This is a genomic window from Paenibacillus dauci (assembly GCF_000971985.1).
GTDB lineage: Bacteria > Bacillota > Bacilli > Paenibacillales > Paenibacillaceae > Saccharibacillus > Saccharibacillus dauci.
Window position 1 is genome coordinate 582855 of record NZ_LAQQ01000001.1, and the last position, 12877, is coordinate 595731.

The window sequence follows — 12877 nt, forward strand, 5'->3', positions numbered from 1 at the left end:
TAAACGATTCTCATTTCATTACATAAAGGAGTAACTCATGGACCCCAAACTGTTAAAAGTACTCAAAAAGCTATACAACTATTCCAACTATACGTATGATGCAGATCGCAAGGTCAGTATTTACCAGACCGATACACTTCTCCCGGCAGAGCAGGAACTGCTGAACCAGCACCAATGGAAAGCCAATGAGCTGGACAACTTTACCCATGAGAGTATTCATGAACGGCTCATCACACTACAATCTCATCCCGGTCTATCATGGGAGTCAGTCACTGCTGCATTTCTCGCCGGAGTAGGTGGTAGCTTCCTGCGCGGTATTTCCTCCCTGGAAAGCTATCACCGGATGATTCATGCATATGCCCATCCCTATGAACAGGCAGAACGATTTGTATGCTGTAAAGTATGCGGATTCAATACCTATAGTGGAGGCTGGAAAAATCTATCCTATTTGCGCTATGTTCTTTATCTGGGCAATACCTATGGCAGTGATCCGGTTGGCGCATGGACTGATCTAAATGAACTGACTGTGATTCAGGATCAACAGCCTGTACATCCTTCTGCAGAAGATATTGAAGTATTCCGCAGACTTTTGCAACTACTGGAAGAAGCAGATCCGGAAGAAACACCTGGACAACTGGAAAAAAGGCTTACTTCGCTTAAACTGATCAAAGGAACAAAAGGAATACGACGTGGTATTTTGCAGTCACTCTCTACTATAGGGATTCTGCCCAATGTCATCGTAGAATTATCTCCAGACCACTGGACGAATTGGGAGACTATTTTGGATGGGGAGCTACAGCTAAACAATACCCGTGGACGCTCGGACATGCAGATGCCCTGGGCCGGCTGGCATGGTAAACTGCAAGTCAATCAAGACAGATTGCAGCAGATTTTCGGATACTGGCTGTAGTACCTTAGCAATCCGAAGAGCCGCAATCCTTTTTAACCGGGTACAATATCAGGGTTAGCAGGATTGCGGCTGGATCTGTACGGGTAAGCCGCTATATTATTTGATTATCATTACTGATGATCCGAATGATTTATGTTTCGATAGTGTCTGATAAGATCAGATGCCCGGATCTCTGATTATATCCGGTTCGCTACTTTTTGTGCCTGTTCATCCAGCACATGCGCCGACGTGGCAATCGCATTAAAAGCTTCCATAGCAGTCTGTACCTGCTGCTGTCCATATTCCACACTCTGCTGAACATCGGTAGTACCATTGACTATTTTCTGTACTTCTACACTCATCGAATCCACACTCTGCTTGACCTGAATAATGGAGTCTTCCACCATGGAAGACAGCTTGCGTACTTCCCGGGCAACTACATTGAATCCTCTGCCAAACTCCCCTGCATGAGTCGCTTCGATCGCTGCATTGAGCGCCAGCATATGGGTCTGAGAAGCAATCTTGCGGATCGTCTGTACTACATCCTGAATCTCGTATGCCTGCTCCTGCAGATTACTCAGAGTCGCTGTATTTACACCTGATGATTCGACGATGCGATTCATACTGTGCAGCAGCCCCTCACTGTGCTCAATACCTGCAGCAGAGCGTATATTCAACACCTGTGCTGTTTTTTGCAGTCCATCCACCACTGAAGACAGCTCGGTATGACGGGCGGTAATATCTGTCGCCACCTTGGTTACGCCAAGTACATTGCGTCTGCTCTGATCCCAGACCGGTATATAGGTAGCATCCAGCCAGACGGCATTACCCTGACTGTTGCGGCGCTCTATCTTATCATGAAACGTTTTGCCGGATAGCAGGTTATTCCAGAACTGACCATATTCCGGGCTGTTATAAAATTCGGGGAAACAAAGATTTTTATGGTACATGCCTATCATTTCCTCCACTGTATAACCAACTACCTTGGCAAAAATCGGATTGACATAAGCAATCTTATGATTCGTATCAAACCTTATAATTGCTAGATTATCCTGCAAAGCACGTACAACCAGTTCATCTGTGACCTGCTGATTTACATTTTCCATAGGGACCCTCCAGCATCTATTGGTGAGTTGCTTGTACTGCTGCATTATAACAGTTGCAATATCAATTAAAATCATAAGTACCAATATTACCCATTATAAAGCAAAATATAGATAATGATTACTATAATTTTAATAAATTCCAAAAAGATCCTAATAAGTCATTAGCCAGATTGTTCATGAATAGCAAGATCGTTCATTCCTCTTTGCTGGGAAAACGATTAAGCTATATACATACCACTTTCACTGAGATGAGGTCTGATTGGTGAATACATACTGCAAAAGCGTTTTCGAACAGATGGATATGGCTATTCAATCCATGGTAGAGCTGATTCGTGTTCTGGATGAACAGGATTTGCAACTCCGCCCGACTCCCGGCAAAATGTCGATCGGTGAACTGATTGCGCATATTGCTGTACTTTGCAAAGCGGATTTCCTGATTGGTGCCGGGGGTACAGAAGAAGAAATAGATTTATTTTATGAGCAAGCCGAGCCGTCTATGCAAACAGCCGCGCTGGAACAAGCTTTGATGGACAATTACGACTTTCTGCGTCAGGGTATCGCTGCACTAAGTGACGAACAGCTGATGCAGCAAACTACGGCGTTCTGGGGAGGTGTTCATACCCGGTTCGAGTGGCTGCTGGATACCCAGGCCCATCTCTATCATCATCGCGGACAACTCCATGCCATGATGGTACATGTAATGAAGATCGAGCCTGGTGTCCGATTGTTTGAGTAAAGGAGCGAATCCAATGAAAACAAACTGGGAACATGCCTCCGGCGCCAGGGAAATGGCAAAGCCACAGCTGGAAAAAATGATAGCTTCTGCTTTTCCCGAGCAAAAGCTGCTCCTGGCGGAGCGCACGGGTACCGGACTTAGCAGCGGAACTTACAAAATAAGACTGGAACATGCAGACATTCATTATCTGCTGCGTATCTCGGCTGGTCATGCTGATGTCGCCCTGATGGAACGAGCAATTACCGAGAGAATAGATGCAAATGTTCCAATAGCCCGCTATCTTCATCTGGATACAAGTGGCAGCCTTTTCCCGCAGCCATGGGCTATTCTGGAATGGAAAGAAGGCATTCTGCTACGGGATCTGCTGCAATCTTCCGACAATCAGATAATTGCTGATGCTGCGACAGCGGTAGGTACCGTGCTGGCTCGCATCCACCAATACGAGTTTGCGAGCCATGGATTTCTGGCACCAGATCTGCATATTGCCCATCCTCTGGAAATGGGTGCGGACGGATTTCTTTCCTTTATTACAGATAGTCTGAAGACCGAACAAGCCGGTCAATGGCTGGACAAGGCGGAGCAGAAAGCGCTATGGAATTTCTGCTTGCTGCATGCTCCTCTACTCTCCGGTACCGTGGAGACGCCGATACTGGTACATTCGGATTTTAATGGTCTTAATGTACTAATGAGACCGGATTCGAATGGAATTCAAGTAGCGGCTGTACTGGACTGGGAGTTTGCTTTTTCGGGCAGCCGGTATGTGGATATCGGCAATATGCTGCGTTATGAAGAGGAACAGTCACTGTACGAGCAGCACTTTATTGAGGCTTATCGTCAGGCTGGTGGACAGCTGGATGAACAGTGGCGTCTACTGTCCAGATTGCAGGAATTGATCGCTCTGCTGGATATGCTGAGCCACTCGACAGCATCCATGCCTATTCGTATCGCTGACTTGCGGCAGCTGATTGCACGCACAATTAGCCTATAGACCTGCCAATCTACAAATTGTAGAATCATTCTTTTGAAATATTTGGAAAAAGAGTACAATGAATCTAATCAAATACAGAGAGGAAGTCCAATATACTATGGAAACCAAATCGGCTTATAATCTTGTCATTGTCGGATATGGCGGCATGGGCAGCTACCATGGACAACTGATAGAGAAAACAGATCGTCTGAATGTCTTCGGGGTGTTTGATACTGCCGACTATCGTATGGAACTGGCCAAAGGCAAAGGGTACGAGACCTATGACAGCATGCAGGCTGTACTATCTGATGAGAACGTTGACATTGTATTGATCGCTACACCCAATGATGTGCACAAAGATCTGGCGATCGAAGCACTTCGTGCCGGCAAACATGTGATCTGCGAAAAGCCGGTTACCATTTACAGTGCTGACCTGCTGGACATTATGAAAGTAGCCGAAGAAACCGGCCGCGTCTTCATGGTTCACCAGAACCGCCGCTGGGACGAAGACTTCCTTATTGTACGTGAACTTATTCAAAAGCATACGATCGGGGATGTATTCCACGTGGAATCCCGTGTACAGGGCGCAAACGGTATTCCTGGTGACTGGCGTCAGCTCAAAGCCTATGGCGGCGGTATGCTGCTGGACTGGGGCGTGCATCTGCTGGATCAGCTGCTGCTACTCACTGACAGTAAGATCGACAGCGTATCTGCCCACCTGAGTACTATTCTGGATACCGAAGTCGACGACGGATTCACTGCCTTTATCCGTTTCAAAGATGGGCTAACCGCGCTGGTTGAAGTCGGTACTACCAACTATATCAAGCTGCCGCGCTGGTATGTAAAAGGCTCTGAAGGTACCGCGGTCATCCGGGATTGGGATCTAAGCGGTGAAGTCGTTCGCAGTAATCCGGATGTCGAGAAAGTGGAACCCAAGCCTATTCAGGCAGGACGCGGCCTGACCAAGACAATGGCTCCACCTTCGGAAGAATCCACGATTCGTGGTCCGATCGAACGTGCCGAGAAAATTCCCGAGGAATTCTATAATAATTTCGTCGCTGTACTCGAAGGTACAGCCAAGCCAGCAGTACCAAATACCGAAGTCCATCGTGTACTGGTGCTGATCGAGACATTATTTGAAGCGGCTGAACAGAATCAGGTAATTCACCGGGAGATTTAATAACCGACTCGGAATCATTAGGAAAAGGGCTGTGTCAGACACTGATTCACTTAGTGACTGACACAGCCCTTTTTTGAGAAGTACGAAGAAGTTGCGAAAAGGTGAAGTTGTGATAGAACGAAAATGGAAGCAAACGTCATTCTTTGGCTATCTGTTCATAAATAGGTATACTCTTCTCGATCTGCGGGTAATCCTGCTATGCATAGGTGTTGAAATTACGGAACGGTACATACTATACTGTAAGGCAATGTGTCATATAGTTCGAAAAGAAAGGAATTCGTCATGATCCCACAAATCGGAGATATATATTGTGTCTATTCGAAGCAACTTCAGCAGTATACCGCGTGTCAGGTAACGGATTATGAGGAGGATGAATCCGGAGGCACTGGCCTGCTCGCCGCGGTACTGACGCTGGATTGGACCGGCAAGGAACTGCCTGATACTGATCAGCTGTATCGTATGAAGCCCCTGATCTGCAATTATTATTTTTGGAATGACAAGCTCGATCATAGCTATGTAAAAGCCCAGGTACCCAATGGTTACATGTATGTAGGTAATATTCCGCCGCTTACTACCCAGAAGACCAATAGCTATGGTGGCGGATGGAGCAATGGAGATAGTGTCTACCGACAGCATCAATGGGAACAGATTGATCCTGCACTGCGCCGCAAGTTCAAAGAAGCAGCCGACGATTACAGTGAAGTGGAGATTGGTGGAGTACCGGTACTTCGACGTACGCATCGCCTGAGCGAATCATTTCTAGAAGGATTACAGGACTGGTCAGAATTAAAAAAATTACCATGTCTGACCGAGATTCATACCAACCGTTATGATGAAGAACTGCTCGCCTACCTGCTCAGCAATCCATTCCGGATCAGATTATTCTTATCCGGTGAGTATCCCTCTGTTCTGGATCTCTCGAGTACACATATCAGCGATCTGAGTATCCATCATGTAAACCATCTGGAGAAATTGATGGTCAACCAGGATATGACGCAGCTGAATCTGTCAGGCAACCCATCAGCGCGGTGGACAATTACCGCTCCTGATCAAGGTCAGGGTATGACTTTGTCCGTAAATAATCCGGATATTCTTTTTTATTTTAAAGGGCTGGAACAGTTGGAAAGTCTGTATATCAATAATATAGAACAGCTGGATATCCGTCAGTTGGTTCGGCGCTTTCCTCATCTGAAGCAGCTGTGGCTCCAAGGCAAACCAGGTATGCTGCACCATGTGAACAGCTTACAACAACTAACTGATCTCTCCAGCTTCAGTACACATGACCTGTTCGGCTTTACCGGCAAAGAATTCCCTACGCCGGATCAGCTGCATCATCTGTCAAGACTATGGCTTAGCAGTCTGCCAGCCGATGCAGCCAGACATATCCAAAAAATCTATAAAGCCCGCGTGCCGCTCGGACTGGATCTGTCGGTAACCAAGCCCCGTAAACCGGAGTGGCTGGAAGAAAATGTGGATAATCCTTTTCGGGATTGGGAGGGTCGTGAATCTATAACTGCGGCACATGCCCGCAAAGCAGCACAGCTCTATAAAAAAGTGTTGAGAGGTATTCGCAAACTGGATATGGAAGCAGAAGATGCCTCTATCCTGGAGCAGCTAACCGTTATGGTAACCGACTACACGATGACTTTTAACAAAATGGATCAACGCAAAAGATTTATCGAAACGATAGAATGTGAAGAAATCGATACGATATTGCAGCAGCTGCTGGATCAGGCAGAGCAGCGTCTGAATGAGCATAATAAGTCGAAAGTGATGAACAGAGATCAGCTTAATGCCCTTTTTGATGAACTGCGTGATTTTTAAAAAGACAGGCTGAAGTAACGGATAGATATGGTTGTACATTGGGTTGTACATGTAGATCATAGACGAAGTTAATCTGACAACGATGCATTTTATATCATAAAAAAGCGGCTGAGCTCAGCCGCTTTTTTTTCATTCATTCGGGGTGGCTATCCTTGATTGTATGTAGTGAGCGATATCCAGGATACTCATCTGATCGGTCTGAATATATTCTTCGAAGCCTCCTGCATCGTATGCTTCCAGGCAGCGGTCCGTCTGATGGAAACACCAGTTGCCCTCTACCTCTCCACGCTCCCGAAGCCGCTGGTGAATAACCGATTTGGAAGCCAGCAGACAGAAATGGTAAGTATGTGGGTCCATTTCTGTAAAACCTTGCTGAATCCACTGGAAATTGTCTTGACTGTAGAGGGTCATAGGCACAATCAGATGGCGATGGTATTGCTGACGCAGCGACGCTGCAACTTGTACAACCAGCAATCGCCACATATCCATATCCTGAAAATCACCTGTCTGCTCGTGGGAAAGCTGGATAGCCGATGGAATGATCTCGCGAAGCATATAACCTACCTGCTCCGGATCATAAATCATACTGCCGGGCAGCATAGTATGGAGCTTCTCGGCTACTGTGCTCTTACCTGTGCCAAACGCGCCATTGATCATAATGATCATAGTTGCACTCCTTTTCTGTATGTATCCTTGTTATAGCTCATGGCGCCTGCCAGCCCGGTGCCACTGTTCATAGATCCCGCCAATCTGGTGAAACGCATGATCCACCCCTTCGCTAATCTCAGCGAGCACATCTGCTGTATATTGCAAATGCCGATCCCGATTATTCACTTTATATTTGCGCAGCAGTCCAATATGAACCGTCGCATAAATAATATCTTCCAGCACAAAATAGATCACATCAGCGGCTTCAAGAGTAGGGCGATCAACAGACAATATGCCACGCTCATACAATTGAATACGATAACGTTCCGGCTCCACCTCAATATGAGGTTCCAAATCCCCTCGCCAAGTATGACTGAATGCACTGGCAACCATTTCAGGATGATTCTCCTGATAGATATCTGTTAGCTGCAGGAGATCGATAATCTGTTGGATCAACTGTGATTCGGTATAGATTAGGGTCATACCTATTCTCCTTTCTGTAAATATAATGGATGCATAGCCAAAAAATGCAACATTGCTGCCAGCATTTTAATCTATTGTTTTTGATTGAGTTGATGATGATATGAAGTTAGATATCCAGACAATCGGCTTATTTTTCTTTTGCTGTTTGGATTAAACAGGTATGTATACAGTCGTTTTTTTGTGTAGTATAGTCCTGTCTGTAATCTGTATAATCTTCCTTCCTGCTGGTGATGGTGGATACAAAGCTGTAAACCTTTACACACGAACCCCAAAATGTGGTTTAATAAAACTATTATTGATTACATTCAATGTAAAGGAGTGTCATCCCATGCAAATATCCTACTTTCTGCTTCCCAAAGAGCAGGTAGCCTATATAACTTCCTCCATATCCATGATGGAGGCCATGGAAGATCTGGAACGGCATCACTATACGGCGATCCCGATCATCGATGAAGAGGGTAAATACGTGGGCACCCTGTCCGAAGGCGATCTGCTCTGGAAACTAAAAAATTCGCTCAACCTGAATTTTGAAGCAATGCGTGATATCCCTATCAGTCAGCTGCAGCGGCGTGTACATAATGAAAGCGTAGAGATTACTGCCAATATGGAGGATATGCTTACGCTGGCTGCTGATCAGAACTTTGTACCAGTCGTCGACAGTATGGGAATCTTCCTCGGCATTATTCGCCGTAAGGATATCATCGCCTATTATACCGATAATATTACCGATTAACCATCTCGTCTCGACGATTGCCGTTTGATGCAAGTTTGGCGATTGTCTGAGTAAACAGATATCATTTGGATACCAATCTTGTATATCATCGAAAAGGTCCAACCATACAGAAGCTCTGCTCTGCAGCAGGGCTTCTTGGCATATCCGAAGAAGTATGTATGCATTCTCTGTCCAAATGGATCATTTCCTGTTAACGATAAGACTGTGTATGGTATAACAAAGGAATCCATAAATAAAACACTCCCATTCAGATCAAAGGAAGATGAATATGTCCAAAAAAATACTAGTCGCGGATGATGAAGTCAGTATCCGCAATTCGATTGCCTATGCACTGCGAAGAGAACATTTTATTGTAGAAACGGCCGAGGATGGACGGGATGCGCTGGCACGCGTATCTACCTTTCGTCCGGATGTGTTGGTACTTGATGTCATGATGCCAGGAATGGACGGATATGACGTATGCAGACAGCTCGACCATCGTAAAGGGCTGGGTATTCTGCTGCTGACAGCCAAATCGGATATCGTGGATAAAGTGATTGGTCTGGAGCTGGGAGCAGACGACTTTCTGTCCAAGCCCTTTGATATCCGCGAGCTGATCGCGCGAATCAAAGCATTGGCTCGGCGTGTGGAACGTGAAAATACCCCTGATTCGCTTCCCGGCCCGCAGCGATTGGGAGCTGTAGAAGTACAGCTATCCAGCCGCCGGGCAACAGCCGGACAGCACGCGCTTGAACTGACTCCCAAAGAATTCGATCTACTGGCACTGCTGGTTACGCATCCGAGTCGTGTCTATACCAGGGAGGAACTGCTGGAGCTGGTCTGGGGAATCGACTTTCCCGGCGAGACACGAACTGTCGATATTCATATCCAGCGGCTGCGCAAAAAGCTCGGTGAAGATCAAGGAATATTGCAGACGGTATACGGAGTTGGCTACAAGGCGGAATCGGTCTAATGACCAGACACTCTCCTGTTTCACCTTTCTCCGATTCTGCTACGCAGCGTCAGGATGACAATGCCAGGAATACGCATTCGTCCGATTCATTTCATACAGCAGTAAACCGTCGCCAGGGCCTTAGTCTGCGCTGGAAGTTTCCGCTTTTTCTCGGAGCGTTGCTTGTATTTACTATTGTGATTCTCAGTACGCTCGTTCTATCCGGTATTCGTGCCAATCAGCAGAAGCAGACCGAATATCAATTGCAGTACCAGAGTCAGAATATGGAGATGCGCATTCGCCAGGAATATCTGACCGGTACTCGTCTGACCCCGGAGCAATTCATGAAGCGCCGCGGCTCCGAGCTGGCTGTCGATCTGGGCCTGTCCGGTAATATGCGTGTGATCCTCTATGATGCACACGGACAGCTGGTTGGCGACTCACTCCCACTCGCTCGCCGGACCGATGTGACCTCAGCACTGCATTATGCCCTGCAAGGCAAAACAGCCTATATTACGCAGGGTTCCTCTATTCTCTATCTGGCTCCGGTACAGGGACCGGATGGGCTACTCGGTGCTGTACAGCTGCATCTATCGATTCTCGAACAGCAGACTTTTTATCATAATACCCTGCTGCTGTGTATCTGGACCGGAGCAGTCGTACTGCTGCTGAGCTTTGTAATCGGATGGATCTATATCCGTCGGCAGACCTCGGATATTCAGACACTGATGGCCGAGTCACGTTCAATAGCGAACGGTCATTATCCGGACGAGCAGCACAGCCTGCTGCGGCGCCGCGATGAACTCGGGCAGCTCGGTGATGGTATTGTGCATATGGGCGGCATAATCAATCGCAGTATACAGGAGCTGCAAAGTGAGAAGCAGCAGCTGGAGCAGGCCGTCACACGTCTGAGTGAATTGGAGCAGCTGCAAAAAGCATTTATCGGCAATATCAGTCATGAACTGAAAACACCCGCAACCTCTATTCAGGCCTATGCCGATCTACTGCAGATGTATGGGGATGATCCCCAGCTGGTTCATGAAGCAAGTACCAGCATTTCGTCCGAGATTCGGCGGCTGATCAGCCTGATCGAGGATTCGATCCGTCTCTCTCTGCTGGAAAAGTACGATTTCGAGATGAATACCGAGCAGCTGCAGTTGGATATCGTGCTGCAGGAAGCAATCGAACGCACGCGCGGCAAGGCTGCTGCTGCCGGAATTAAGCTTACCGCCGAAACAGTCGCTGTAGAGGTGCAAGCCGATTATGGACATCTGATGCATATTTTACTCAATCTATTGGATAATGCGGTGAAGTATAATTTGCCGGATAACGGCTGGATTCATATTGCCCCGATCGATGATACCGTTACTTCCACAGGTTATGTACAGATAGTGATCAGCAATTCCGGTCCACATATCCCAATGGAAAAGTGGGAGACTGTCTTCGAGCCTTATGCTACACTCAGCAGCGATCGTTCGCGGACTGGCAGTGGGACCGGACTCGGTCTTCCGCTCGCCCGGCGATTGGCAGAACGGATGGGCGGTCGTCTGTATATTGCATCATCCAATCCTGAAGGGAACCAGATGATACTGGAACTGCCACGCATATGAAAAAAGCCGTTCCGGCAAAAGCGGGAGCGACTTGGGGAATATATTACATTCTCATGATTGGCCGGCAGCTTCTTCGATCACGTCAATCCCGTAGGGCGTAATCGAAAAGTGGATAAACCCGACCACATCCTTGATCTCGATCAATCCTTTTTTGCTGAGATAGTCGTAGGCGAGCCTTGTCTCCTTGTCCGTAAGAGGACCGTTATTCTTTTTCGGTCCAGGCAGATTATAAGACTTCTCATCCGGGCCGAAGTGGTAATCATACAGATCATGGAGCAGCTTTGTTCGCAATTGCTTTCTCTCTTCAATCGTCATGGATATATTCACCTCCAGTGCAGCGTTCATCGCCAGCCAGAGCATCCTACGATCTGCTGGGTGTATGTAAGCGTCATACATGATCTAATGATAGCATGAAGTGAACCATTTGTATGTTGCTGTACGAAAGTTTGTAGATTGATTTATTTACAAGTTGGATACATTTCGATATATTGTAGCAACTTTTGATGGGTATGATGGCTGTAATGCTGCTGTGCATATGACTTGTATGTACCATACAGTAATTTCAGTCTACTAATAAAGGAGATGCGCCGATGCGTAATTTCAGACAATCTTCTAGAAAATATACTTCATCGTCACACACTTCACTATTACCGGTATCGGCAATAGGTTGTGCGATGCTGGCCATGATGCTGCTGCTTGGCGGATGCGGCAACGATGCGACCGTAACAGGTAGCTCAGGACAGCAGCTGACTGTGGTACCGGATGACGCCTCTGCCGAACAACAGCCCAATGTGATGCTGACTTCTGTTGATACATTGTATAATGTATACGCCCGTACCTGGCTCAGCCCCGATGAACTGCTGCTTAACAAAGATAATCGGCTGCTGGTCTATCATCTCTCTACCGGCAAAAGCACACCCCTGACGCCGGATCGCCAAGCTCCTCAGTATCTGGCAGAAGCGTCTCCCGATGGCAAACATATTTATTTTACAGAGGGCCGAGAAGATGATAAATATGTGATTCATGGATATATCCTGAACCGTACTACCGGCAAAATTGCCAAAATCGGAGACATGGATATGGTAAATGAAGTCCGCTGGGCAGACAATGAGCAGTTGATCGCCGGATCGACAGGAACCGGCGTCCGGCTGATCGATCTGCAAGGGAAGTCCACCCTACTGAAATTTCATGAACCTCATGCCACCGAAGCCATCCAGCATGTCGAGAAGATCGGCAAGCGTATCTATTATCTGGCAAGTGACGGTCAAGGATATACTACGCTGAACAGCTTTACGACGGATGACTTGCAGGCTACCATGGTTGCTTCCAATGTCGCCGATTTCTCTGTCGCTCCAGACGGTAAATCTATCGTCATCCAGAAGGTCAAATGGAATACGTCAGAGCCATTTCGGCTGCTTGTAATCGATAGCAGCGGCAAAGTTAAAGGAACGATCGGCGAAGGAACGCTGCTTGGACGTCCAGCCTGGTCTCCTGATGGAGAGTTGCTTGCTTTTACTATTTATCAGGAGAGTCAGCAGGGTCTTAAAGGGTTGTACATTTTCGACCAGCGTACAGGCAAGACGATTCCCCTCACGAGCGAGATTCAGGAATATAATCAGTCGACCCGCTGGAGTCCCGACGGCACTCATCTCTCGGTTTATATGGAAGATAAGAAAGTCGTGACTAATATTGTCGGCATCTCCCGTTAAGACTGGCAAAGATAGAGAGCATGTCAAAAAAAGCAATCACCCGATCTGGTGAAATGACAGC

General features: G+C 47.0%; 13 protein-coding genes. 9 read left to right on the plus strand and 4 right to left on the minus strand.

The genetic code is table 11. The features are described 5' to 3' along the window. Window positions 1–37: 37 nt before the first annotated feature. Window positions 38–910, plus strand: coding sequence for a hypothetical protein (locus tag WH46_RS09930; RefSeq protein ID WP_046226591.1), 873 nt, complete (start codon window positions 38–40; stop codon window positions 908–910). Between the two features lie 176 nt (window positions 911–1086). On the opposite strand, the gene WH46_RS09935 is transcribed toward WH46_RS09930, so the two are convergent. Next, window positions 1087–1995 (minus strand): methyl-accepting chemotaxis protein, encoded by a 909-nt coding sequence (locus WH46_RS09935; RefSeq protein WP_017813059.1) that lies wholly within the window; start codon window positions 1993–1995, stop codon window positions 1087–1089. Window positions 1996–2257: 262 nt separating this feature from the next. Between WH46_RS09935 and WH46_RS09940 the strand changes: the two genes are divergently transcribed. The 4 genes from WH46_RS09940 (at window position 2258) to WH46_RS09955 (ending at window position 6702) form a co-directional block, all read left to right on the plus strand. Continuing rightward, window positions 2258–2731 (plus strand): DinB family protein, encoded by a 474-nt coding sequence (locus WH46_RS09940; RefSeq protein ID WP_046226592.1) that lies wholly within the window; start codon window positions 2258–2260, stop codon window positions 2729–2731. Between the two features lie 13 nt (window positions 2732–2744). Beyond that, window positions 2745–3719 (plus strand): phosphotransferase family protein, encoded by a 975-nt coding sequence (locus tag WH46_RS09945; protein WP_046226593.1) that lies wholly within the window; start codon window positions 2745–2747, stop codon window positions 3717–3719. Between the two features lie 97 nt (window positions 3720–3816). After that, window positions 3817–4878: a Gfo/Idh/MocA family protein gene (locus tag WH46_RS09950; protein ID WP_046226594.1), complete on the plus strand. Its 1062-nt coding sequence runs from the start codon at window positions 3817–3819 to the stop codon at window positions 4876–4878. Between the two features lie 282 nt (window positions 4879–5160). After that, window positions 5161–6702 carry a hypothetical protein gene (locus tag WH46_RS09955; RefSeq protein ID WP_046226595.1) on the plus strand — a complete coding sequence of 514 codons (1542 nt, stop codon included), beginning with the start codon at window positions 5161–5163 and terminating at the stop codon, window positions 6700–6702. A gap of 129 nt (window positions 6703–6831) precedes the next feature. Here WH46_RS09955 and WH46_RS09960 read toward each other — a convergent pair whose 3' ends face one another. Next, window positions 6832–7368: an AAA family ATPase gene (locus WH46_RS09960; RefSeq protein WP_046226596.1), complete on the minus strand. Its 537-nt coding sequence runs from the start codon at window positions 7366–7368 to the stop codon at window positions 6832–6834. Between the two features lie 30 nt (window positions 7369–7398). Further along, entirely contained in the window at window positions 7399–7833 is a 435-nt protein-coding gene (locus WH46_RS09965; protein WP_046226597.1) for an Imm63 family immunity protein, read from the minus strand. Between the two features lie 328 nt (window positions 7834–8161). Between WH46_RS09965 and WH46_RS09970 the strand changes: the two genes are divergently transcribed. The 3 genes from WH46_RS09970 to WH46_RS09980 all read left to right on the plus strand — a co-directional run bounded on the left by WH46_RS09970 (window position 8162) and on the right by WH46_RS09980 (window position 11107). Next, window positions 8162–8566, plus strand: a complete 405-nt coding sequence (locus tag WH46_RS09970) for a CBS domain-containing protein (protein ID WP_017813052.1) — start codon at window positions 8162–8164, stop codon at window positions 8564–8566. Between the two features lie 268 nt (window positions 8567–8834). Next, window positions 8835–9518, plus strand: coding sequence for a response regulator transcription factor (locus WH46_RS09975; RefSeq protein ID WP_046226598.1), 684 nt, complete (start codon window positions 8835–8837; stop codon window positions 9516–9518). Continuing rightward, entirely contained in the window at window positions 9518–11107 is a 1590-nt protein-coding gene (locus WH46_RS09980) for a sensor histidine kinase (RefSeq protein ID WP_052714185.1), read from the plus strand. Before WH46_RS09975 ends, WH46_RS09980 begins: the two co-directional genes overlap by 1 nt. A 51-nt stretch (window positions 11108–11158) precedes the next feature. On the opposite strand, the gene WH46_RS09985 is transcribed toward WH46_RS09980, so the two are convergent. Further along, window positions 11159–11467, minus strand: coding sequence for a hypothetical protein (locus WH46_RS09985; protein ID WP_046226599.1), 309 nt, complete (start codon window positions 11465–11467; stop codon window positions 11159–11161). 230 nt (window positions 11468–11697) lie between these two features. Between WH46_RS09985 and WH46_RS09990 the strand changes: the two genes are divergently transcribed. Continuing rightward, a complete protein-coding gene (locus tag WH46_RS09990; protein ID WP_231584317.1) occupies window positions 11698–12816 on the plus strand; it encodes a WD40 repeat domain-containing protein in 1119 nt (372 codons plus the stop codon). Window positions 12817–12877: the final 61 nt, after the last annotated feature.

Coding starts and splice junctions, on each gene's coding strand:
- WH46_RS09930 (WP_046226591.1), top strand. CDS start 38: ATGGACCCCAAACTGTTAAAAGTACTCAAAAAGCTATACAACTATTCC.
- WH46_RS09935 (WP_017813059.1), bottom strand. CDS start 1,995: ATGGAAAATGTAAATCAGCAGGTCACAGATGAACTGGTTGTACGTGCT.
- WH46_RS09945 (WP_046226593.1), top strand. CDS start 2,745: ATGAAAACAAACTGGGAACATGCCTCCGGCGCCAGGGAAATGGCAAAG.
- WH46_RS09950 (WP_046226594.1), top strand. CDS start 3,817: ATGGAAACCAAATCGGCTTATAATCTTGTCATTGTCGGATATGGCGGC.
- WH46_RS09955 (WP_046226595.1), top strand. CDS start 5,161: ATGATCCCACAAATCGGAGATATATATTGTGTCTATTCGAAGCAACTT.
- WH46_RS09960 (WP_046226596.1), bottom strand. CDS start 7,368: ATGATCATTATGATCAATGGCGCGTTTGGCACAGGTAAGAGCACAGTA.
- WH46_RS09965 (WP_046226597.1), bottom strand. CDS start 7,833: ATGACCCTAATCTATACCGAATCACAGTTGATCCAACAGATTATCGAT.
- WH46_RS09970 (WP_017813052.1), top strand. CDS start 8,162: ATGCAAATATCCTACTTTCTGCTTCCCAAAGAGCAGGTAGCCTATATA.
- WH46_RS09975 (WP_046226598.1), top strand. CDS start 8,835: ATGTCCAAAAAAATACTAGTCGCGGATGATGAAGTCAGTATCCGCAAT.
- WH46_RS09980 (WP_052714185.1), top strand. CDS start 9,518: ATGACCAGACACTCTCCTGTTTCACCTTTCTCCGATTCTGCTACGCAG.
- WH46_RS09985 (WP_046226599.1), bottom strand. CDS start 11,467: ATGCTCTGGCTGGCGATGAACGCTGCACTGGAGGTGAATATATCCATG.
- WH46_RS09990 (WP_231584317.1), top strand. CDS start 11,698: ATGCGTAATTTCAGACAATCTTCTAGAAAATATACTTCATCGTCACAC.